Source organism: Methylobacterium sp. 1030 (assembly GCF_040544715.1).
GTDB lineage: Bacteria > Pseudomonadota > Alphaproteobacteria > Rhizobiales > Beijerinckiaceae > Methylobacterium.
Genome location: NZ_JBEPKM010000019.1, coordinates 1 through 20,087 on the forward strand (window position 1 = coordinate 1; position 20,087 = coordinate 20,087).

Annotated in this window: 16 protein-coding genes and 3 pseudogenes; 8 read left to right on the plus strand and 11 right to left on the minus strand. The window is 67.3% G+C overall.

Features of this window, described 5'->3' with window-relative positions; translation table 11 throughout:
- Positions 1 to 427, minus strand: a 427-nt coding sequence (locus tag ABIC30_RS24465; RefSeq protein WP_354456211.1) for a transposase family protein, incomplete at its 3' end; no start/stop codon positions are given.
- A gap of 86 nt (positions 428 to 513) precedes the next feature.
- On the opposite strand from ABIC30_RS24465, the pseudogene ABIC30_RS24470 reads away from it, so the two are divergent.
- Positions 514 to 633, plus strand: a pseudogene (locus ABIC30_RS24470) (IS3 family transposase); the annotation flags it as partial.
- A 342-nt stretch (positions 634 to 975) separates the two neighbouring features.
- Positions 976 to 1,929 (plus strand): helix-turn-helix domain-containing protein, encoded by a 954-nt coding sequence (locus ABIC30_RS24475; RefSeq protein ID WP_354456162.1) that lies wholly within the window; start codon positions 976 to 978, stop codon positions 1,927 to 1,929.
- Between the two features lie 621 nt (positions 1,930 to 2,550).
- On the opposite strand, the gene ABIC30_RS24480 is transcribed toward ABIC30_RS24475, so the two are convergent.
- The 3 genes from ABIC30_RS24480 to ABIC30_RS24495 all read right to left on the minus strand — a co-directional run bounded on the left by ABIC30_RS24480 (position 2,551) and on the right by ABIC30_RS24495 (position 5,019).
- A protein-coding gene (locus ABIC30_RS24480) for an IS630 family transposase (RefSeq protein ID WP_100250497.1) occupies positions 2,551 to 3,494 on the minus strand; the annotation gives its coding sequence in 2 pieces (ribosomal slippage) (positions 2,551 to 3,158 and positions 3,158 to 3,494; 945 coding nt in all).
- 236 nt (positions 3,495 to 3,730) lie between these two features.
- A complete protein-coding gene (locus ABIC30_RS24485; protein WP_354456163.1) occupies positions 3,731 to 4,225 on the minus strand; it encodes a Ros/MucR family transcriptional regulator in 495 nt (164 codons plus the stop codon).
- Positions 4,226 to 4,884: 659 nt separating this feature from the next.
- Positions 4,885 to 5,019 (minus strand): hypothetical protein, encoded by a 135-nt coding sequence (locus tag ABIC30_RS24495; RefSeq protein WP_354456213.1) that lies wholly within the window; start codon positions 5,017 to 5,019, stop codon positions 4,885 to 4,887.
- Positions 5,020 to 5,796: 777 nt separating this feature from the next.
- On the opposite strand from ABIC30_RS24495, the gene ABIC30_RS24500 reads away from it, so the two are divergent.
- The 5 genes from ABIC30_RS24500 to ABIC30_RS24520 all read left to right on the plus strand — a co-directional run bounded on the left by ABIC30_RS24500 (position 5,797) and on the right by ABIC30_RS24520 (position 10,392).
- Positions 5,797 to 5,961, plus strand: a complete 165-nt coding sequence (locus ABIC30_RS24500; RefSeq protein WP_354456164.1) for a hypothetical protein — start codon at positions 5,797 to 5,799, stop codon at positions 5,959 to 5,961.
- Positions 5,958 to 7,106, plus strand: coding sequence for an ISL3 family transposase (locus ABIC30_RS24505; RefSeq protein WP_354456165.1), 1,149 nt, complete (start codon positions 5,958 to 5,960; stop codon positions 7,104 to 7,106). Before ABIC30_RS24500 ends, ABIC30_RS24505 begins: the two co-directional genes overlap by 4 nt.
- Before the next feature lie 54 nt (positions 7,107 to 7,160).
- On the plus strand, positions 7,161 to 8,111 hold the full coding sequence (locus ABIC30_RS24510; protein ID WP_354456166.1) for a hypothetical protein: 951 nt from the start codon (positions 7,161 to 7,163) through the stop codon (positions 8,109 to 8,111).
- A 38-nt stretch (positions 8,112 to 8,149) separates the two neighbouring features.
- Positions 8,150 to 9,406 (plus strand): DUF8359 domain-containing protein, encoded by a 1,257-nt coding sequence (locus ABIC30_RS24515; protein ID WP_354456167.1) that lies wholly within the window; start codon positions 8,150 to 8,152, stop codon positions 9,404 to 9,406.
- A 440-nt stretch (positions 9,407 to 9,846) separates the two neighbouring features.
- Positions 9,847 to 10,392 carry a hypothetical protein gene (locus ABIC30_RS24520; protein ID WP_354456168.1) on the plus strand — a complete coding sequence of 182 codons (546 nt, stop codon included), beginning with the start codon at positions 9,847 to 9,849 and terminating at the stop codon, positions 10,390 to 10,392.
- Between the two features lie 122 nt (positions 10,393 to 10,514).
- Here ABIC30_RS24520 and ABIC30_RS24525 read toward each other — a convergent pair whose 3' ends face one another.
- From ABIC30_RS24525 to ABIC30_RS24550, 6 genes and pseudogenes are all read right to left on the minus strand, one after another.
- Positions 10,515 to 11,060 (minus strand): hypothetical protein, encoded by a 546-nt coding sequence (locus ABIC30_RS24525; RefSeq protein ID WP_354456169.1) that lies wholly within the window; start codon positions 11,058 to 11,060, stop codon positions 10,515 to 10,517.
- Positions 11,061 to 11,134: 74 nt separating this feature from the next.
- Positions 11,135 to 12,214, minus strand: a pseudogene (locus ABIC30_RS24530) (3'-5' exonuclease).
- Between the two features lie 183 nt (positions 12,215 to 12,397).
- Positions 12,398 to 12,574, minus strand: coding sequence for a hypothetical protein (locus tag ABIC30_RS24535; RefSeq protein ID WP_354456170.1), 177 nt, complete (start codon positions 12,572 to 12,574; stop codon positions 12,398 to 12,400).
- A 214-nt stretch (positions 12,575 to 12,788) separates the two neighbouring features.
- Positions 12,789 to 13,592, minus strand: a complete 804-nt coding sequence (locus ABIC30_RS24540) for a hypothetical protein (RefSeq protein ID WP_354456171.1) — start codon at positions 13,590 to 13,592, stop codon at positions 12,789 to 12,791.
- A 279-nt stretch (positions 13,593 to 13,871) separates the two neighbouring features.
- A complete protein-coding gene (locus tag ABIC30_RS24545; RefSeq protein ID WP_354456172.1) occupies positions 13,872 to 14,282 on the minus strand; it encodes a MerR family transcriptional regulator in 411 nt (136 codons plus the stop codon).
- Between the two features lie 610 nt (positions 14,283 to 14,892).
- A complete protein-coding gene (locus tag ABIC30_RS24550; protein WP_354456173.1) occupies positions 14,893 to 16,626 on the minus strand; it encodes an AAA family ATPase in 1,734 nt (577 codons plus the stop codon).
- Between the two features lie 1,092 nt (positions 16,627 to 17,718).
- Between ABIC30_RS24550 and ABIC30_RS24555 the strand changes: the two are divergent.
- Positions 17,719 to 18,555 (plus strand): annotated as a pseudogene (locus ABIC30_RS24555) (IS3 family transposase); the annotation flags it as partial.
- A 238-nt stretch (positions 18,556 to 18,793) separates the two neighbouring features.
- On the opposite strand, the gene ABIC30_RS24560 reads toward ABIC30_RS24555, so the two are convergent.
- The gene (locus tag ABIC30_RS24560) at positions 18,794 to 20,071 is read right to left on the minus strand and encodes an IS110 family RNA-guided transposase (protein ID WP_354456174.1); all 1,278 of its coding nucleotides are present in this window, start codon (positions 20,069 to 20,071) and stop codon (positions 18,794 to 18,796) included.
- Positions 20,072 to 20,087 lie beyond the last annotated feature (16 nt).

Here is a 20,087-nt window from a genome sequence, read left to right on the forward strand (position 1 = left end):
CGCACCCTGCGCTCTTGCAACGGCGGATCAGCCGCAGGACGGTGTCGCCGCTGACCGGCATGGCAAGCCGTCGCGACAGGCGGGCGCCGGCCTCGCCGCCGAGCGCCATGCCGATATCGGTCTGCGCCTCGGCCAAGCGATCGCTGCGCTGTGCCCTCGCACGGGCGAGGCCGGGAACAGGCTCGGCAAAGATGCGGCCCGGACAATGGTTGCAGCGGAAGCGGCGCACCTTCACCCGCCACGTGACCGAGCGATCCTGCCAGGGCAGGTCCTTCAGGGTTCGCCAGTACGAGCTATGCACCCGGGCCGACCATCGCCCACACTGCGGGCAGGCTGCGCGGGCTGCGGTCGTCCTGGCCGTGATCGTCAGCGCATCGGCGTCCAGCGCAAGCTCGTCGACCTGCACACCTTCTGAAACCGAGGGCAATAACGGGTTCGAGATCCGCATCGCGCGCTCCCTCCGCCACCCCAGGGATCAACGCTTCACAAGGCGCTCAACACCAAACCTGCGGAAGAACCCACCGTCTCTACCGGGATGAGGGCCTCAGCCTGCGGCTCAAGCGGCCACGCCGGCACGTCAGCGCGGCACACCGTGAGCGTCAGCCTGCTGCGCTCCCGCCGAACGAACACTGGTTGCGGAAGAGCCCCGAACCATGACCCCTCTCAAGATAGGCTTAAATTATTGTAACTTCTGATAAAATGCCAGGAGATGTGAGGTCACGCTCGGCACCGGTCGTGACCCCACCGGGAATTAAAATTCCCTCGTCTTGCGAGTTGTTTCGCAATGTTCGTGACAGTGGCATGGTTCGACGCCCATCTACAACCAAAGCGATGGGGGGACGTCAAGCTCCGCCGTGCCGAGGACGGCGCACCCCGCTGGCCCCATCCGACCTGTCGGCCAGCGGAGTCTGCCTCATAAATTTGCCGCACAATCATTTCAGTGACTCGAAAAACAGAATATGATTCTGGTGTAAAATGGAAACATTGATTGACACGTCTCAAGTTGAGCCTCGTTACAGCTTTGATTACTGGCAAGCTGTAACTAGCAAAAGAATCATGCCCTTAGAGCAGAAAAAATTGGGAAAAAAACCATTTGAAGGCAAGGTCGAAGCAGCTGATGTGGGATTAATTCAAATAAGCCGCGTAGCGCGGAGCGCTTTGAGGTCCGAAGCTACGCCTAATTTGGTTCGGCAATATCTTAACAATGATCATGTTTTGGCGGCATTGGTTTTATCTGGAAGCCAGAGCGGCCAACAGTCCGGCCGCGAGTACATACAAAACCGCGGAGAGTTTGTAGTATTAAGTAATGACCCCTCTATCGGCCAGACCAGCACATCAAGCCGCGTCATTTATATAAAGATCCCGCGTGGCCCTCTTGAACGTGTACTGGGACCTGTTTCGTTATATTCAGGGCTTACCATGCAACGAGGCCAACCTTCCTTGCTATTGATGGCGAATTATATCAAGAGTTTGGTTCGGGTGCATAGCAGTTTGACCAGCGCGGCGGCGGAGCGGGCATCATCGACTGTTATTGATTTAGTCATCAGCAGCGTCGCGGAGCGCATCGGTCAAGAACCACCCGGGCCGATAGCAGGAACACTTCTGGTCCAACGCGCGAAGGCCTATGTTGAAGCAAATCTAGGCGACCCTACCTTGGATCCATCACAGCTTGCTCTTGCAATGGGGATCTCGCTCAGAAGACTCCAGCAGCTTTTTCAAAGACATAACCAGAATATTAGTGATTGGATATGGCGACGTCGAATTGAAGCGGCAGCGTCTCGATTGTCCGATCCAGCTAGCGTGTTCGTGCAAATCGGCGTGTTGGCATATCAACATGGTTTCGTAAGCCAGGCACATTTCTCTAGTCGGTTTAAAGAGCATTATGGTTTATCGCCGCGCGATTATCGCCAGCGAGCGTGTGCCAAATGATTGTCCGTCGTCAGGTGATTTGAGAGGATCAGGGACGCTCAGGAACGGAGGCTCTGGTCAACCTAGAGCATTTTCGGTTTGGGCTGAGTCGCGGGTTTGGGGGTCACGGGGAGTTGGGGGACTGACTCACTCGGCTGGTCGAGAGTGGGAGTGGACTTGCGGAGCAAGTCCAGTTCCAGCACGAAAAGCCCGCGCGGGCGGTTTGCCAGGCAGGCTGGAAGGCGGTGGTACCGCCGCCTGTCGGTTCTACGCGGCCAATCGCAGCGCAAGCGCCGCCGGCTGACCGATGACAGCCATTGAGGCATCAGCCATCGCCGCACGCGCGTCCCATGCAGCCAGCGCTGTCACTCGGGTCACGAGCATCGTCGTGTCGAGACTGGAGGGCACCGCCGTGACCGGACGGAGGAAGGTGGGTCGCTGACTAGGCATGGCGCCTTTCGCTGTTGCGGTGCAGCAGTGCGCCGGAATGGTTACGGACGCATCTGCACAGGGCATGCGCGCGAAGATGTGATGCGACCACCAGCCCACGAAAAAGCCCGCGTCGGCGGACCGAGCGGGCTTCTCGCCAGAGGTCGTAGTGTCAACGCGGAGCCTCGGGCTTGGCGCTAGAGCGGTTTCGGTTTAATCGGGGTCGTATCCTGCCGCGACGAAGAAGTTTGCGGCCTCGTCGGGCGTAACGGCATCGACGAGCCGCCCGATTGTGGTCCAGAGCCCTTCGCGCGTGCGCGCCGCGGCCTTGCGCAGCCCCGCCTTCAACTTCGAGAACGCCATCTCGATCGGATTGAAGTCCGGCGAGTAGGGCGGGAGGAACAGGAGCCGCGCGCCCGCCGCCTCGATCGCCGCGCGCACGGCCGGGCCTTTGTGGCTGCCGAGATTGTCCATGATCACGATGTCCCCGGGTGCGAGTTCGGGCACCAGGACCTGATCGACGTAGACTTGGAAGGCGTCGCGGTTGATCGGCCCGTCGAGCACGAACGGCGCGGCGATCCCGGACAGGCGCAGGCCCGCCACCAGGGTCGTGGTCTTCCAATGACCGTGCGGGACGGGGGAGCGCAGCCGCTGGCCGCGGGGACAGCGCCCGCGGGTGCGGGCCATGTTGGTGGCGGTCCACGTCTCGTCGAGGAACACCAGCCGGTCCGGGTCGAGATCGGGCTGGCTCTCGAACCACGCTTCCCGGGCGGCCTTCACGTCCGGCCGATCCTGCTCTGCGGCGTGGGCCGTCTTTTTTTGTACGTCAGGTCGCGCGCGTCGAGGAAGGCCCACAACGTGCCGAGCCCGACGGTGAGGCCATGCTCGTCCTGCAACCGGGCGCGCATCTCCTCCAGGGTGATGTCGACCGTCTCGTCGATCAGCGTACGCAGGAACGTCTCGTACGGGTCGAGCTTGGAGCGGCGGGCACGCCCCTGCGGCCGGGCGGCCACCGTCCCAGTCGCGGCGAGCGCCGCCATCCAGCGGATCGCGGTTGCTTGGCCGACCCCGAAGCGGGCGGCCGCCTGACGGCGCGAGGTCGCCGCAGCCGCGGTCACCACCCGCTCGCGCAGGTCCAAGCTGTAGGGGCGGCCCATGCATCACTCCGGCTGTCGACCGGCCTGAGTGAATCAGCCTCCCAGCGCCGCGTGAACCCTACCAACCCGACTCAGCCCAAACCGAAAACGCTCTAGCTGTTGAGTTAGGCGCCCAGGCAAACCGGTAGCACGCGGGCTATGAACGAAGGCCCGCTACCCTCACTCTACAGCAGCACCAGCCTTCTTCGGCCTGCGGGCGCGAGCGGGCGTCTCAGCTGGCGCCTCAGCAGTCTCGTCTACATTCTTCCGGCCACGGGTCTTCGAGCCTCTGCGATTGTTTCGTCGGCAGGAGCAGCCTTTGGCACTGCGTTCCGGCGCAGCTGGCCGAGACCGGCGCTTTTCGCCAGAGTTGAGCGGGTCTCGGAATAGCTCGCCGCGACCATGGGGTAATCGCGCGGCAGGCCCCACTTCTCGCGGTACTGCTCGGGGCTGAGCCCCAGCTTGGTCAGGTGGCGCTTCAGGGTCTTGTACGGCTTGCCATCCTCGAAGCTGATCAGCGCATCGTGTGTGATCGACTTCCTGATCTGGACGGGAGTAACCCGCTCGGCCTTCGGCGCGACCGTAGCGGCGGGACTGCCCAACCCACATACCGTGCTGTGGATCGCGGCCAACAGCGCCGGCAGCTCGGATGCGGGCACGGAGTTGTTTGAGATGTAAGCGGCGACGATGTCGGCGGTGAGCTCGATATAACTGAACTGGTCTTGGCTCGAAGTTGAGGTTGCGTCGTCCAATGAAGCCTCCTACGGATGTGGCCGCGACCAACGCGGCATCATCGATGCTTAGTCAAGACGTATTTATGTCAGATTCGCCGACAACGCTGGATATCTGGTGGCTTAGTAGTTAGTTGCTGTGCCAGTTTTTCACGCAGTCGAAGTGGGCACGAGCAGCCAGCCGGGAGCTCGGAGACGACTGAGCTAAGAATGCGGGATCGCCGGACGCACAGCTGTCGCCGCTCTCGTCCGTGTCATCGCTGTCGGGAGCCGAGGACTGAGCAGACGCTATCGCTGGTCTGAAAAGTCCGCGCGACCTCGCCCCTATCTGCTGTCAGGGCGGAGAAGCGACCGGACCCACCAGCGCAAGCCGATACGCAACGCGGCTCGGCCGGGACACTGCCGAAGGGCGGTTGCGGTCCGGTGAACGACGCGGCAACCCTGGCGCATGATCCGGTCCGAGCTCGTCGCCCGCATCGCGGCACAGAACCCACACCTCTACGCGAAGGACATCGAGGCGGATGGTCGGCACCATCCTCGACACGATGACGGCCGCCCTGGCCCGCGGTCGCCTGTCGTCGCGCGCTTGCCCGCCGCGGTGCCGTGCGGTGTCGCGAACGCCTCGGGCACGTGGCAGGAAGAGGCGGCAGTGTAGCAGATCCAGACAGGCCTGTCGCTGCTCAGCCTATCCGCGCGAGGTCGCGCCCGCCAATGCGGGCCTGCAGCCGCTCGGCCTCGGTGCGCCAGGCGTTGCGTTCGCCCTGCACCGCCTCGATGCGGGCGTGCAGGTGTCCGGCATCAATGGCGGTCTCCATCAATAGATCCAGGCGTCTGCGAGGTGCTGGCGCAGCTCGGCATTCTCCGTGGCCAGGGTGAGGAGCAGAGCCGGTAAGTCGTCGCTCCTGGCATCTCGCATCGGGCCGCTCCGGATTCCGGAGGCGCGCGTCTAACCGAGCCGCCCACCCACGTCGATGCACGTCCGCGTGTCGGCGGGTTCGCACGGCCATGACTGAGCAGCCGGCCGGGTGCCGGTGAGCTGTTGGTTCGGTGATGACCGCCTGCGTTCGTCAGACCGTCCGGTCTCAGACCCTCAGCGCATGGCTCTGGCCTTTCCACCACCCTGTCGGATTCTCGACGGTGTCGCACGATCGAGGTCGCCCGCTGCCCTCCGGCAGCATTGCGACGGTTGAGTTTTGGTTCTCCGTCACTTCGTGTGGTGGTGTGGGCGGACCGGGACCCGGCGTACCGCCGGCGGATTCGGATCAGGATGATGGTCGCCCGAGTCCGCCCATGCCCAAGCGCCTGCTCCCGTTCATTCCGCCCTCGTTGCGGGTCGTCGCCGTCACGGCCAAGCCCGAGCACGTGATGTTGCTGGCCGTGCCGCGGTCGACAGAACCGTGCTGTCCCGCCTGCAGTAACCGGTCGAACAGCGTCCACGGCACCTACGAGGGGCACCTCGCCGACTTACCCCCCAGGGGCGCTCCATTGGCCTGTGCGTGCGGCTGCGCCGCCTGCGCTGCCGCAACCCCGCCTGCCCCCGCCGGACCTTCAGCGAGACCCCGCCGGACGTCGCGGCACCACACGCACGACGCTTGCGGCGCCTTCATGACCTGCAGCGCCACCTCGGTCTCGCCCTCGGCGGAGCCCCGGCCGCGCGGCTCGCCCACCGTCTGGCCATCCCGGCTAGCCCATCCACCGTCCTGCGCATCGTCCGGGCCGGGCCGGGCCGGCCCCAGTCGCGCTACCGCCGCGCGTGATCGCAATCGACGAGTGGGCCTGGCAACGCGGGCGCCGCTACGGCACGGTGATCGTCGATCTGGAACGCCGGGTGATCGCCGATCTCCTACCAGATCGCGAGACCGAAGCGGTCGCCGGATGGCTGCGGCGCCATCCCGGGGTTGAGATCGTCGCCCGCGACCGGGCCGAGGTCTACGGCGAGGCCGTCCGGCCGGGGGCGCCCGAGGCGGTGCACGTCCTGGACCGCTGGCATCTGCTGCGCAACCTCGGCGAGGCGTTGCAGGAGGCGGTCGGCAGCGAGCACGCCGTGATCCGCTTTGTGGCGCGCACGCTCGGGGATGAGCGGGCCGCGGCGCACCGGACCGAGCAGAACCATGCGCGTCCGGCCACAGCCGCGGAGAGGCGCCGGCTCGCCAGACACGCGCCGCGCCGGACGCGTCACACCGAGGTACTGCAGTTGCATGGAGCCGGTGCCTCCGTGTCCGGCATCGCGCGCCATCTCGACCTCGATCGCAAGACGGTGCGGTGCTGGCTGCGCCGGGACGAGCCTCCGAACTGGGCGAAACCAGCGCGCCCGTGCCTCATCGACCCTTACCGGGCCTATCTCGACCAGCGCTGGAGCGAGGGCTGCCGCAACGCGGCGGCCCTGGCCCGCGAACTCGATCGCCTTGGGGCTCGTATCAATCCACGAGTGGTGCGCGCTTGGGCGACGGCGCGGTGCCGGGCCGGCGGCGACACGCTCGATGCCGGCGGTCGGGGCCCGGCTCGCCCGTGGAAGCCGCCCGGAACGAGGCGGATCGCCCGGCTTCTGCGGAGCGACGCTGGGGGGATAGCCGGCGCGGACGGCGTGTTCATCGCACGCTTGAGGCGCACTGCACCAAAACTGGCCAACGCGGGCGACTTGGCAGTTCGCTTCGCGCGCATGCTGCGCGGTCAGTCCTCGGAGCCAGTCGCGGATTGGCTGGCTGCGGCTCGCTCAAGCGTGCTGAAGCGGTTTGCTGCCGGCCTGCAACGCGATGCGGCTGGGATCGAGAGTGCCATCGCCCTGCTGTGGTCGACAGGGCCAGCGGAGGGAGAGATCAGCCGACTGAAGACGATCAAGCGACAGATGTATGGCCGCGCCGGCTTCGAACTCCTGCGTCAGCGCGTCTTCAACGCCGTCTGACCCACCACATGAAGTGATGGAGAACCATCATTCACCCGGCGTCGACAGGAACACGTGGCGGAGCTGGCCTACCCGAACCTGATCGATCCGTGGCGTCTCATGGTCGTGCCGGCCACCGGCCTGCCGTTCGGCAACGGCCTGATGCTGCACGGAGGCGAGCGCGATCCGGTGCTGGCTCGGGCGCTCGGGTTCGTGGCATCGCCGCACGGCTACGTCCTCGACCCGCAGGAGCCCGATCCCGCCTTCGAGGTCTCGCTGTCCAAGATCGGCGCCTCAATCGCCGAGTTGCTGCCACCGGCCGGTTTCGCATACGTCGATCCGGTCGCATTCGGGGTGGACGGTCACTCGGCCTGGAACTCGTCGGCAACGCCGGAGCAGGCACGGCACCGATTCGATCTGCGGCAAGCCATCTCCCGCGGGCGACGGGCGCCGACGCCTTCCGCGGTCCCGCTACGCAAGGAGACGACGTCCGGCACGCTCGTCGCCGTCGCCGCGATGGCGATGCGGCTGCTTGCGCCCCACGCTCCCCCGATGACAGGGCTTCCCTATGCCACCGCGATGACGGGCACCGACGTCGTCTACGCGACGCGGGAGGCCGATGGCATCCGCATCGGCGTCAACGGCAGGGACCGGCGCAAGCTGTTGGTGCCCGGGGTGGTCCTGCGCCATGCACGGGACGGAGACAAGACGGCTTTCGTCTTCTCGGGACGCGGGGCCGCCGACGTCGAACATTCCGGGTGCACCGCCGCCCACCTGCTGTGTGAGGCGGTGCACCGGATGCTGCACGAATTGGCCGTGGCGAGGTTTCGGATCCCGGTCGGCTATCTCGAGGAAGGGGGAGGAGCCTGTTCGGCGAGGCCTTCCCAGGATGGGCAGGTGACGCCACGGACGATCCCGACAGGGAACCAGGTCCGGCCGGCACATCCTCGCGTTGATCGGGGGCCCCTCGGAGCCGCTGGCAGACCGTCCCTGGCCCGTGGGCTGGGAGGTCAGGATGACTTCTGATGTGGGTGAAGCGAGCAGGTCTGACGGGGGAGTGATAAGTGGTCCGCCATGCAGTCTCTCCATGGGGATTGGAACACGGACTCGCGTCGCGTTGCCCATGGGCCGTGACGCAGCCACATCCGGGCGAGGGAGCGATGGCGGGGGATCGGATCGTAACGGTCAGGCATCCCGGTCCCGTGCTGTTGAGGCGCAAGCGGAAACGAATCCACGAGGATTGGTTCGTCGCGATGGACACGCCCGTCGTCCTGCGTGCCGGATCACCCGAGGATCTCGGCGAGACCCATGCCTTCAAGGTCGGGGACAGGGACCTCACCTGGCGCGTCTTCGAAGGCACCCTTTGGTACCAGGTCGATGGGCGGTCGTGCAGACGTGGTACGCCTTCGCCCTCGGGCAGGTTCGGTGTGGCCGAGTTCGAGGCGTTCCTGGCCGGCGGCCGGTCCGACCGGGTTTCCGATTGCACGGACCTCGGTCTCGTGACCTGCCGAACGCCGCTGGCGGCGGTGGGCGCAAACGCGCCCGGCCCGACGAACGGCGCGGTCATCGGGCTCTACGACCGTCCGCCATCGGAGATTGAGGTCTCCGAGATCTTCGAGGATGGTCGCGCCTCGGCAACGGACGGGCTCAGGCGCTTCATGGACGAGCGCGTCCGCTTCGTCGGGGATGTCGTGCTGATCCGGGCTTACGATCCGCTCGTCACGCTCGGAAAGGCCGGATGGACGCTCCAGCCGTTCCCTCAGGCGCGCCTGACGTCCTACCGGCTCAAGCACCGGGAGCCACTCGGGTACCGCCCGGACGTCTATGACCATGGGGCTGCCTGGCAGGAGGGCGTCCGGTGGCAAAGGCGTTCGGCCGGGACCGATCCCTGGGTGGGCTCGCTTGCCGGGGCCCCTTACGGAACGGACACGGCCAGGCTGGTCGCCGGCTATGCCGTGACCGCCGCAACCTGCGCGTTCATCGAGATGCGGGACGTCTACACCTACTTCCTCACGGACAGGCGCAACGCCGAGCCGGCGCGGATCGCGGCCTGCCTGTCGAGCGAGGCGTGGGACCTGACGGTGCGGGCAAGCCTTGGCAGCCTCGACGAGAACATGTCCTTCGAGGCCGTGGACGTCGCCCGTCGCCTGATCTCGGCGGTGGCGGATTGTTACGGGCGGTCGGCGGAGGCCACGCCCATGGTCCAGGAGGCCAGGTTCCTCTGCCGTCGCTTCGAGGAGTTCGAAGCGGCCCTGGTCCGGGATGCCGCGCCCGACGCCGACGACTTGGCCGCGCTCGGTTCGCTCGTCCATCGGACCTGAGCCGCGATGCCGTGCAGGCAGCCCGAACATACGCATGGCCAGGCCGAACCGCCGGCCGCGTGCCTGGACCCGTGCCGGGTCCGCCGCTCGCGGGAACGGTTGCCAGGATCATAACCTGCGACAGCGACCGACCCTCTCGGATCCAGCGCGACCGGCGGAGCGTCGTCGATCCCGACCCCATCCTCGAAGGAGCATGGATCCGGTCCGACAGCGTAGGTGCGCGGCGGGGCGTCGTACCGTTCGTCCGCGGGCGTGCGATCCAATGCCGGTCCTCCGCCGGATGCCGATGTCCATCGCATCCGAATCGATCGACTTGGCTTTGAAGGCCGTGACCCGTGTTCGTGGCCGGATGTCAAGTAAGGGCAAACCCTTACTCGTGCCGGCCGCGGACGTGGGCTAGCGTTCCCTGGCCGAGAGCGAATTCGACGGCGGAGATTGGCATGCGGCAGTACAAGGATCCCGAGTTCGGCATGAAGGTGGCCGAGCACGCGATGGACTTGCTCGACGACGGGATCTTTCGCGCCGGGCGGCGGTCGACCGCCGCTCCGCTGCCCGGCAACAATCTCGAGAGGGCGAACTTGGGTCGTGCGGGCGTCTCCACGTCCCGTCAGGCTCGCGAGACCCTTGAAGCGATGCACGCCGTTGAGGGAGCATGGCTCGACGTCTGCAAAGTTACGCTGCCGTCGCACCTCCCGCCGGAGTACGCCGACCGGCTCCAGGCGGCCCGGTGGGAGCTCTTGGACATCAGCGACGAACTGGAGGAGATTTGGCAGGCCAAGGCGAAGGCGATCTGGGCGGCCCTGCCCGTCGAGAGCCGGGTGCGGCGCCTCCGGAAGATGGCGGAAGAGGTCCGGGGCTGCGACCAGGGCACGGAGGAGCGGAAGTTCCGTGCCGAGCATCTGAGCTTCCGCATCCAGCTCGATCCCGAGGCCGCGCGCATGGCCGGCGTCGACAGCGAGGCCGAGGCGACGGCGCCCCGTTCCTGACCCGGTGCCGCCGGTCGGCGGCGCTCTGACACCGTCGCTGACCCGGCGGCGGCCGGCCAGGCCGCCGAGCAGCGTTCGACCTATGCCGCCAGGGAAAAGGTCCCCGTCGTCGCGGATGCCGATCATTCTGGCGTGCCCGTGACCACGCCCCGCTGGCGTGACGCCAGTGACGACCATTGATCCGACAGCTCCAACAGCGACGCGGCGGCACGGTGACCATGTGCCAGGATCGCGAGCCCGTTCGCCAGCACGGCAGAGGCCGCACAGTCCCCGCCAAGCCCACGCAGCGCTAGCGCGGACATGATCTCGTCGCCGCGGCCGGAATCGAGGTTCCCGTCGTGCAGGAACTCGATGGAAGGCGCCATCGGGCCGCCGGGGTCGATCGCCGACAGCATGGTTTCGCCCCAACGGTCGGACCAGCCGTTCGCGGCAACGGCCAAGGCCCCGCGCAAACTTCCCCGGATCCCGTCATCCATCGCTGCCGGCCCAAGGAAGCGCCACAGGTGCAGGATCGGGACGGCAAGGCCCCTGGGATTGCGGGTGACCGCCGGCCCGACATCCCCGCTTCCCGGCTCGGGAGCGGGGATTGTCGCCGGCAGGAGCGCGGGGACAAGCCCCGGCGCGCGAGCGTCGCCAAATCCCAGATCGGCCATGTCGTCCTGCTCCATGTCGGGAAGCGGGTGTTGCGGGATGACGGCCCCGGCGGGCGGGAGCTTCCGAGGCGTTCGATGCGGCGGCGCCGTCATCCTCCCGTCGGCGGTGCCGAGAACACCCCCTGGAACGGGGATTCGGGGTGGGACACGCAGGGGCCCTCCGACGAGGCTGTCCGGTCCCCGCCCCGACGGGCGTTCGAGACGTACATCGCCGAGGGGATGCGGGACTGCCTCCACGTGTCGAGGAAGGAACCGAGGTGCGGCCTTTCCCTCCGTTCCGCCGCGAGGTAGGCGGCGAGATCATCGACGGCGTCGTCGTGCAGCGCGGCGTCCATCCTGCCCGAGGCGAAGCCGTACCGCAGGAACAGCGCGTAGGTGTTCAGGGCATCGCTCTCGCAGTAATCCCTGACCCTTCCCAGGTCGCCCGCTGCGACGAGGTCCGCGACGTCCGCCCCCGACGTGCCAGGCTTGCCCGGCAGCCCAAGCGCCGAGCAGGTCTCGTCGAGGCCCAGGCGGGCCGAGGCGCCGTAGCAGCTGAACACGTCCATGAGGTCGACGTGCCAGTCGGCGTAGCGCTGCCCGTACGACATCCGCCCCTGGCCGCGCATGTGCCAGGCCGGGGTGGGGATCCCGTGCATGAGCGCGCGTTACAGCAGGACCTGCATGTCGAAGGCGCGCCCGTTCCAGGTCACGACCTGGAAGCGGTGCCGCTCGAAATGCGCCCAGAAACCGCGCAGCAGCCGCTCCTCGTCCCATCCGGTTTCTCCGCCGCTCCGGCATGCCTCGACCACGTAGCGGAAGGCGCCGACGTCGGCGTCGCGCTCGATCCGGGCCTGGACGTAGGAGATCGCCACGACGCGATGCCAGAGCGGCTTGGGGAAGCGGTCCTCCGGCCAATCGGGCGGCAGCAGCGCCTTGTCGACGATCATCTCGATGTCCAGGCTCAGCACGCGGTCAAGCTGCGTCGATCCGTCGACGGGACGCGATGCCCCGCCGTATCGGGCGACCCGTCGGTCTCCGGCCGCGCCCGCACCCGATGCACGGGATCGCGGCGCCAGCCCGACGCCGGGCGCGCGAAGCAGGGGCCGGGATGGCATGTGCAGACCGACGCCGCGCCTGCCGCCGCCGAAAGGAAGCACCATCTGGCCCGAGGAACGGTTCGTTTGCATCGAGGGTCCTCCCTATGTGCGGCCAATGCCGCGATCCTTGCGATCCCGTTCGGAGCCGCGCGGCCGTGCATCGATGCGAGGGCATGCCGCGCGGGCGCCTCCGCGGACCTGCCCGGCAAGGCAGGCCATCCGCCATTGGCGGCATCGCGATGCCCTCGCCCCGCGGCAACGATCCCCCGCGGTTCAGTCCAGGCCCTCCTCGTCGAGGCCGAAGTGCGCCGTCATCCGCGCCAGGCGCGGGCGGTAGGATCCGTGGCCGTGGACGGCCCAGGCCGCGTGCTCGTCGTCGAAGGCAGGATCGAGCAGGTCGTCGTCCAGGTTCATCCCGGACGGCGAGCGGGGGGTCTCGACCTCCGCCATCTCGATCTCGCGTACGAGCGCGGCGACATGCCTTTCGGACATCGCCCCGAGCGACGGCGCGGGACGGGCGGTCCGGCCGCGGCGTGGGGATCCGCGCCGGGGGGAAGCGTTCGCGCGGCGCGCCGGGGCGTTCCGTGGCCGTGGGTTCGAAACCGCCTTCAGGCTGATCTTGCTCATCGTCACCTCCTCAGAAAACCAGATGCGGAACCGGCGGTCAGCGCCGATGGCCGGCCGAACGGCAAGGCGTCCCCAGCGCCGTCCGTGACGCGTCGAGACCGTGAACGGCCCGACCTCGCGCCGACCAGCCCGGGCGGGTGCCCGATGACGTCCGCCGGCGGACGGGACCGCATGTGCGGGCCGGCATCGCGTCCAGGCGGTCGGCCACGGCGCGGAGGCGATCCGCGGCGATGTCGATGCCCTCGGGCACGTCGGCGAGCAGGAGTTCACTCATGCACGCCTCCACGTCCGAGGCGTGGGGACAGGCAGCCAGCGTCTGGAGCACCGCCACCAACTTCAGCGCGTCCCTGACCGGGGGAGCGCACGGCACGCCGTCGCGCGCGAAAGTCGACGCCGTCGGATGGACATCGGGCAGGCGCATCGGGAGGGTTGGCGTTCGGCCGCGGGGGACGATGGTGTCGCCGCCGGACGCCAGGTGCCAAGCGCGGGCGCCCGCAGGCTGGGTGTGACTGCAGCACCCCGGACCAACGGATACGGCGACATCGATGGCCGCCCTCACGGCGACGTCGGCCATCAAACTGGGCGACAGCGCAAGCAGGACGTCATGCGCACGATGCATCCTCACGAATGCCAGCAAAGCGTCCGCCGAAATCGTTTCCGGCCGCCCGCCCGTACGGTGTTCTCCGAAACCGAGCTCGGAAGGCTTCGATCCGAGCGCGACCAGGCCGGTCCGGGCCAGCAAGGCCGCCATCGCGGCGAGAGAACCTTCCGAAAAGAAAGCGACGACCTTGACTTCCTCCGACGCCGCACTTCGCGGCCGAGCAATTTCGATGGCTGTCATGATAGCCCGAAAAATATAGTGACTATAGGTTTTACGCATCCAGGGACGATATGGCTAATGAGACTTTTATATCATTCGATATTCAAGTGATAATAAAATACAGATTGTATTTTCAGGAATTTCAATCTAAGATACGCCGCATGCCAACACAGACAGACGCGGGTCGGGACGTGCACACTGACGACGATCGCGGCGCTCACCAAGACCGACATCGGACGTCGATGTCTGCACGGGCGGATTCAGGTTTGCCTGCATCGCCGTGACCAACGCCGACATGCCTCAGTCGAAGTCTCTCGATGCAGCCGTACCCGATGGCGCTCGAACCAAGGCCTCGATGAGCAGGGACCGCCCCGGCGTGCCCTCGGTCCCGAGCTCGAACAGCTCCTGCCGCAGGGATTCCAGAGCGTCGATCTTAGACCGCACCTCATCCATGAGCCGACGCACGAGTTCGGCATCGGGTACCTTGTCTTCGTCCGCGAACTTGAGAAGGTCTCGGATGGAATCCACTTCGAAGCCCAGCTCCCGCGCCTGGCGGATGAACCGCAGTCTGACGACATCGCTGTCCGGGTAGCGCCGCTGACGCCCGTCCGTGCGGTCGGGCGCGGGCAGAAGTCCAATCTGCTCATAGTACCGTATGGTGACGACCTTGACGCCCGTCATCGTCGAAAGGGCACCAATGGAGAGGGACAAGGAGCGGCTCCGTGGCGGTCGCGGGATGTCGACACCTCAGAGCCCTAGCAAAGAACCGCCCATGACGCGACGCAGGGTCGTCCGCCGCGCCAGGTCGCGAGGACGCCGATTTCGGAGCCGACGCATCCCTTCCTGTCGCACCGGCGGACAGGCGCGGCGGCACGTGCCTCTCGAACCAGGCGAGGGGCTCGCGTCGGTACGTCAGCCACCCATTCCGGCCACGCTATGACTTCCATCGGTCCAGCTCGGTCTGGGCACCCGCGTGTCCCGAAGCTTTTGACAGTGGCGGCCGACGGGACCGATCCTCCATGTTCTGACCCTGTCCGACGCGATCAGCGCGCCGCGGACGATGCCGAGGCCCTGGTCCCAGTTTTGCTGATGGCACCAGGCAGACGGCCGTCGTCGACAGCAGCAGTGAGGCGGGCCGACGGGGCAGGCAGATCCACTCCTGACCGAATTCAATCGGCCCGGCATGACTCCGTAGGCGACCCGCCTTTCCGCGTAGAAAGCAATCGGCAGGCCGCCGGGGCCAAACGGGAGGGAAGTCATGGCGCGCGGCGGGAATCGTTCCCGGCGCGTCGTGGGACCGGCTCATCGGGGGGCGTTCGCCTCAATGAGGCCGTTCGACCAAGAGCCTCTGCCTCGCGCGCAACACCGCCTCCACGGCTCGTCGGAGACTGCGGACCGACCCGCCCCGCCAGCGTCGACGGAGAGCCAGAAGCTCGACCCCGTCCGGCGGGGCAAGGAAACCGGGGTGCAAGCCTCGTTCCCGCGCGATCTCCGCGAACAGGGATCCCACCAAGGCCTCGAGGTGCTGCGGCCCCGGCTCGGGGAAGCGGATGACGCGGAAGCGGTCGAGGAGCGGGCTAGGAAGGCGACCGGCGTCATTGGCGAGGCACACGATGCTGACCCAGTGGATGTCGATGTCCTGTTGCAGGCTTGGATCGGGGTAGCGGGAGGCGTTCTCCTGCTCGATCAACTGAAGAAGGGCGTCCCAGATGCGGCCGTAGTCCGAACGGGTCGGCGCCTTGTCGATCTCGTCCACGAGCAGGAACGGGTTCGCGTGGCGGTGCCGTGCTATGGCCATGAACGGCCGGCACGGCTCCGTGCTCCACCAGCGCCGCTCGGTGCCGGCGATGCTAGCCCCGGAATCACCGGTGGCGTCGACCCGGTACACGCCGACGCCCAATGCCTCGCCGAGGCGCCTGACGAAGCGGGACTTCCCCGCACCCGGGGGGCCTTCGATCAGGTAGCCCGGCAACCTCACGAACTCCTTGCCGACAAGATCCCCCAGCACGGTGTCTATGGCCTCGGCCGCGTAAGGGAATTCCGCCAGGAGCGACGTGCGCCGGTCCAAAAGGTCGCCGACCGTCACAAGCGGCACCTCGCAACCGATGACGTGCTCGTAGCCCCGCGTCGCGTCCTTCGCCTTGCCGGTGGCGGTGATCGCGGGGCAGACGAGGACGGACCCGTGGCTCGCGTCGGGGCTCGCCGGGCGGTCGCCATGCCCATGCCCCTCGTCCGGTTCCGGATCTGGCGCGGCGGCTCTCCGGCCCGATTGCCTGGACCGGGCGGTCCGGGAAGCCTCCCGGCGCCTCACGGCTGCTGCCGCCCGGTTCCGCACGAAGCGCGTCTCCGCCTCCCCGATGGCCAGGGCATGCGCGGCCAGGGTGAAGTCCGCGTAGTACGGCAACGTCCGTCCCGATGCCATGGCGGACAGGCCGAGCGCGAGGACGCTGGCCGAGGACCTTAGCTCGTTCAGGGCCGCCCCGACCGCGTCCCGCCAGGCCTTGACCGCGTCGGGCGCCATCTCGCCCTCGACGCCGGCCGGGACCTCGTCCGGCAGTGGCTCGTCGTGCTCGGCGAAATCGCGCCATGGCACGACCACGCCGTCCGGGTCCGCCCCAGCGCTGGCCAAGGCGAGGACGCCGAGGATGGCGCCCACCTCTGGCAACCGGTCCAGGGCGGACCACACGGCGCCCGCGGCCCGCCCGGCGACGATCTCGACGTTGCCGGAGAACCCGAGCAGCAGCGTGGCGTCGGCTATCTCCCGGGCCGCCTCGGCGTCCGTCCGGGACGCGAACCGGTCGAGTGCCCGAAGTTCCCCGACCGCGTGCGTGGCGGGATCCACGCGCGCGGCCAGCCCGCGGCCGTCCTGGACGTACGGTCGGGCGAGCCAGTTGCGGACGGCGCGGCCGAGGACCGGCCTGATCGCTCCCGCGTCCCGGACGAGCTGTGCGGGGACGGCGCCGTTCCGGCCCGCATGGTCCAGCCCGGCCTTCAGGACGCGTGGGAAATGACGCAGGACGACGGCGCGGGCGACGTCGCTGGGTACTCCGGCCATGCTTCCTCCTTTTGATCGGTTCGACGAGTGCGGGCGGTACGAGGTGGCGGGCGGGTGCCGCAGGTCGGCGGCGAAACCCGCGGCCAAGCCCTTGGCGTGTCGCCCACCCGCACCGAGTCGTCGCACGCGGGCCATGACTCGCCGACCTGGTGCGGCGGGCCCGTCGCGTACGTCCCACGTGCGGACGGTGGGCGGGTCTCGGCGGCACACGGTCAGGACCGCGGACAGGCACACGCGCATGCCACGTGGGACGCACCCGTCCGCCGAGCGCTGCGAGCGTAGGGCAATAGACAAGACAAGCCGTCAGCGACGGGCCCATCACCGAATTAACGGCTGATGATCCCGGGGCGGCGAGGGGCTTCAAGATTTGGAAAGAGCGCAATTATAGTTCCGAGATCGCAGAAAATCAATCGAGGCGAGCACGGCGAGGGCGGAGGATCGATCGCAAAGTTAACGGCGGCGTGCGGATCTCTTGCTAGGAACCGGCGTCCGAGTGCCGTTCGAGCCGGTCGGTCTCCGTCGCCCTCGACAGCAGGCGCCGGAGGCATCGCACCGATCGACTAGGTGCGACCACCAGGGCTTTCGCGCGAGGACGCACGATGCCGGCGCGCCGACGTGTTCCGGCCCCGACCGTCCTGGCTCTCCCTGTCCGATGCCCCCGCAGCGTCACTACTGGGCCATGCCTCTCGGCCCGGAACCCGGCCCCGGGCAGGACCGCGGCGAGCAGGGCGCAGACCACCTCCTCCCGCCACAGCAACAAATGCGCGTCCGCCCGGCGCGCATGGCGTCGAATTCGGCGAGGCCGAGATGTGATTGGGCGTGGAATAAGGGCTCTGACGCACTCTCGCGGATGCCGGCGGCATTGACCGCACCCCATACCGCGAGATGGAGCCCTCAAGTGCGGCGCAGACGTGGGCCTGCGGCGTATCCGTCGATGAACCGCGGACGGAAACCCACCGGGCTTCCAAAACAAGAAAGTAGGAATCCTAGAATCTGTTTTTTCTGTTGGCGGCTGAGGTATGGGAGTGGCCTGACCGGCTGGTTTTGGACCGAGCTGATTGAGAGGATCAGCGAGGACCGAAGGAGTCGGACATGCGGCGAGGTCAGAAGACGAACGCGGAGCAGGTGGTGCTGAAGCTGCGGCAGATCGAGGTGCAGATAGCCCAGGGTAAGAGCTAGCCCTTGCATGCAGGGAGGTGGAGATCTCTGAGCAGAGTTACTACCGCTGGCGCAAGAGGAGTACGGCAGCCTCCAAGTCGATCAGGCCAGGAAGATGAAGGACCTGGAGCGTGAGAACGCTCGGCTGCGCCGGCTCGTCGCCGACCTTTCTTTGGAGAAGCAGGTGCTGGCGGACGTCGCCTCGGGAAACTTGTAGCCCCCGAGCGACGCCGGCAGGCAGTCGACGGCATCCGGGTGAAGTACGGCCTCTCGGAACGTCACGCCTGCCGGATCGTCGGCCAGCACCGCGGCACGCAGCGCTACGTGCCGACCGTACCGGCCGACGAGGATGGGCTGACCCGAGCCATCGTTGCCCTGGCCTCCGAGTACGGGCGCTATGGCTACCGTCGTGTCACCGCGCTGCTGCAGACAGACGGCTGGCAGGTGGGCAAGGACCGGGTTCAGCGCATCTGGCGTCGCGAGGGGCTGAAGGTCCCCTGCCGACATAAACCCCGCAGCCGCCTCTGGCTGAACGACGGCTCATGTGTGCGACTACGGCCGCTCCACCGCAATCACGTCTGGAGCTTCGACTTCGTGCAGGCGCGGACCCACGACGGCCGCAGCTTGCGCATCCTGACGCTCCTCGACGAGCACAGCCGGGCCTGCCTGGCGCTGAAGGTGGCGCGACGCATCAACAGCCTTGGCGTGATCAAGGCGCTGGCCGACGCCATGTGCCTGCATGGCATCCCGAAGCACATCCGCTGCGATAACGCCCTACGTAGCGAGGAAGGACGGCTGGCCAGGCAACAGGTCTCCGTCCGCGAACATGCGCCCGCGGTGTGTCTGTCGTCAACATCGATCCAGGCGGCTCCTGCCGATCCGGAAGAACTCTCGGCCTGAGCTCACACAGGATCCAGCCGATGCACGCGGAACCGTGGTCCTCACCGTCCTCAACACGAGATGTCGATCCAGGCAGGAGACCCGAGCATTATCTACAGGGTCGTGGTTCTCACGCCCTCACGGCTCTGCTGAGAGGGGTTCTCCCACCTGGCACCGGCCCCTCGACGAAGGGCCGGTAGTCGGCACCGGTCTTGATGACGGCGTGCACCACGCGCGCCATCTTGGCGGTGATCCCGGTCAGCGCCTTGCGCCGCAGGTCGGCATTGTGCCGGTCGCGGGCGATGTAGCGCTCGAACTTGTCGCGGAAGCCGTTCTCCCGCTGCCGGATGGCCACCTGCCCAGCCAGCCAGAGCGTACGCCGGAGCCGGGCGTTGCCGTACTTCGACAGCTTGGTCTGGCCGCGGAAGGTGCCGGATTGCTGGGTGGCCAGATCGAGCCCGCAGAACTTCAGGAGCTGCCGATGATGGCCGAAGCGGCGCAGGTCGCCAGCCTCAGCCAGGATGGTCAGGGCATTGATCGGGCCGATGCCAGGGATGCGGCGCAGCAGCTTGTAGTCGGAGCTGTCCGTCAGGAGGGCGTCGGCCGTGGCCTCGATGGCGTCGCGCTGCTGGATCAGCCCGCGCGCCTCGCCGATGACGAGCTGGAACATGCTCACCGCCGGAGCGTCAGGCGGCACCGGCAGGCCGATCGAGCTGCGGGCCGTCTCGTAGATGTCGCCGAGCAGTTGCGCCTTGGCGACCTTGCGCCCGACGACATCCCAGGCGGCGGCGATGAAGGCCTCCTTGCTCAGCGCGGTGATGCAGGCGGGCGTGGGGAAGCGATCGAGGAAGGCGAAGAACCAGTCCGAGCGGCTGTTGTGGCGGAAGCAGTCGACCTCCGGGAAGTACAGCGGGAGGTAGTGGGTCAGGATCCGATGCAGCACCTCGGTCTTGGCCTTTGAGACGGCGTCGTGCGTCTTGGACAGTTCCTGCACGTCGTTGATGCCGGCGGCGAGCGGGTCGTGGTACACCTGCGAGGCGCCGATGCGGATCATGTGCAGCATGACTTGGGCGTCCTTCGGGTCGTTCTTGTCCCAGCCGTTGTGCAGGGTCTCTCGGGTGCGGGCGAGCGCCACGGAGGAGATCAGGCGCACGGCAAAGCCGGCCTGGAGCAGGCGCCAGGCGATCGGGCGGTGATAGTTGCCGGTGGCCTCGAAGCCGCAGGTCACCGGCTGACCGATGTTCGACAGCAGCGCGATCAGACGGTCATGCTCGGCCCGGGTGTTGAGGACGCTCAACCGGCGTCGTCGGTCGGAGCCGGGCACCTCGATGAGGACCTCGTTGCGGGCCTTGGCGACATCGATGGCTACGAGAACGCCGGCCGGCGGCGTAAGCTGTGGTCTGGCCATGGTCGATCCGTCTCCG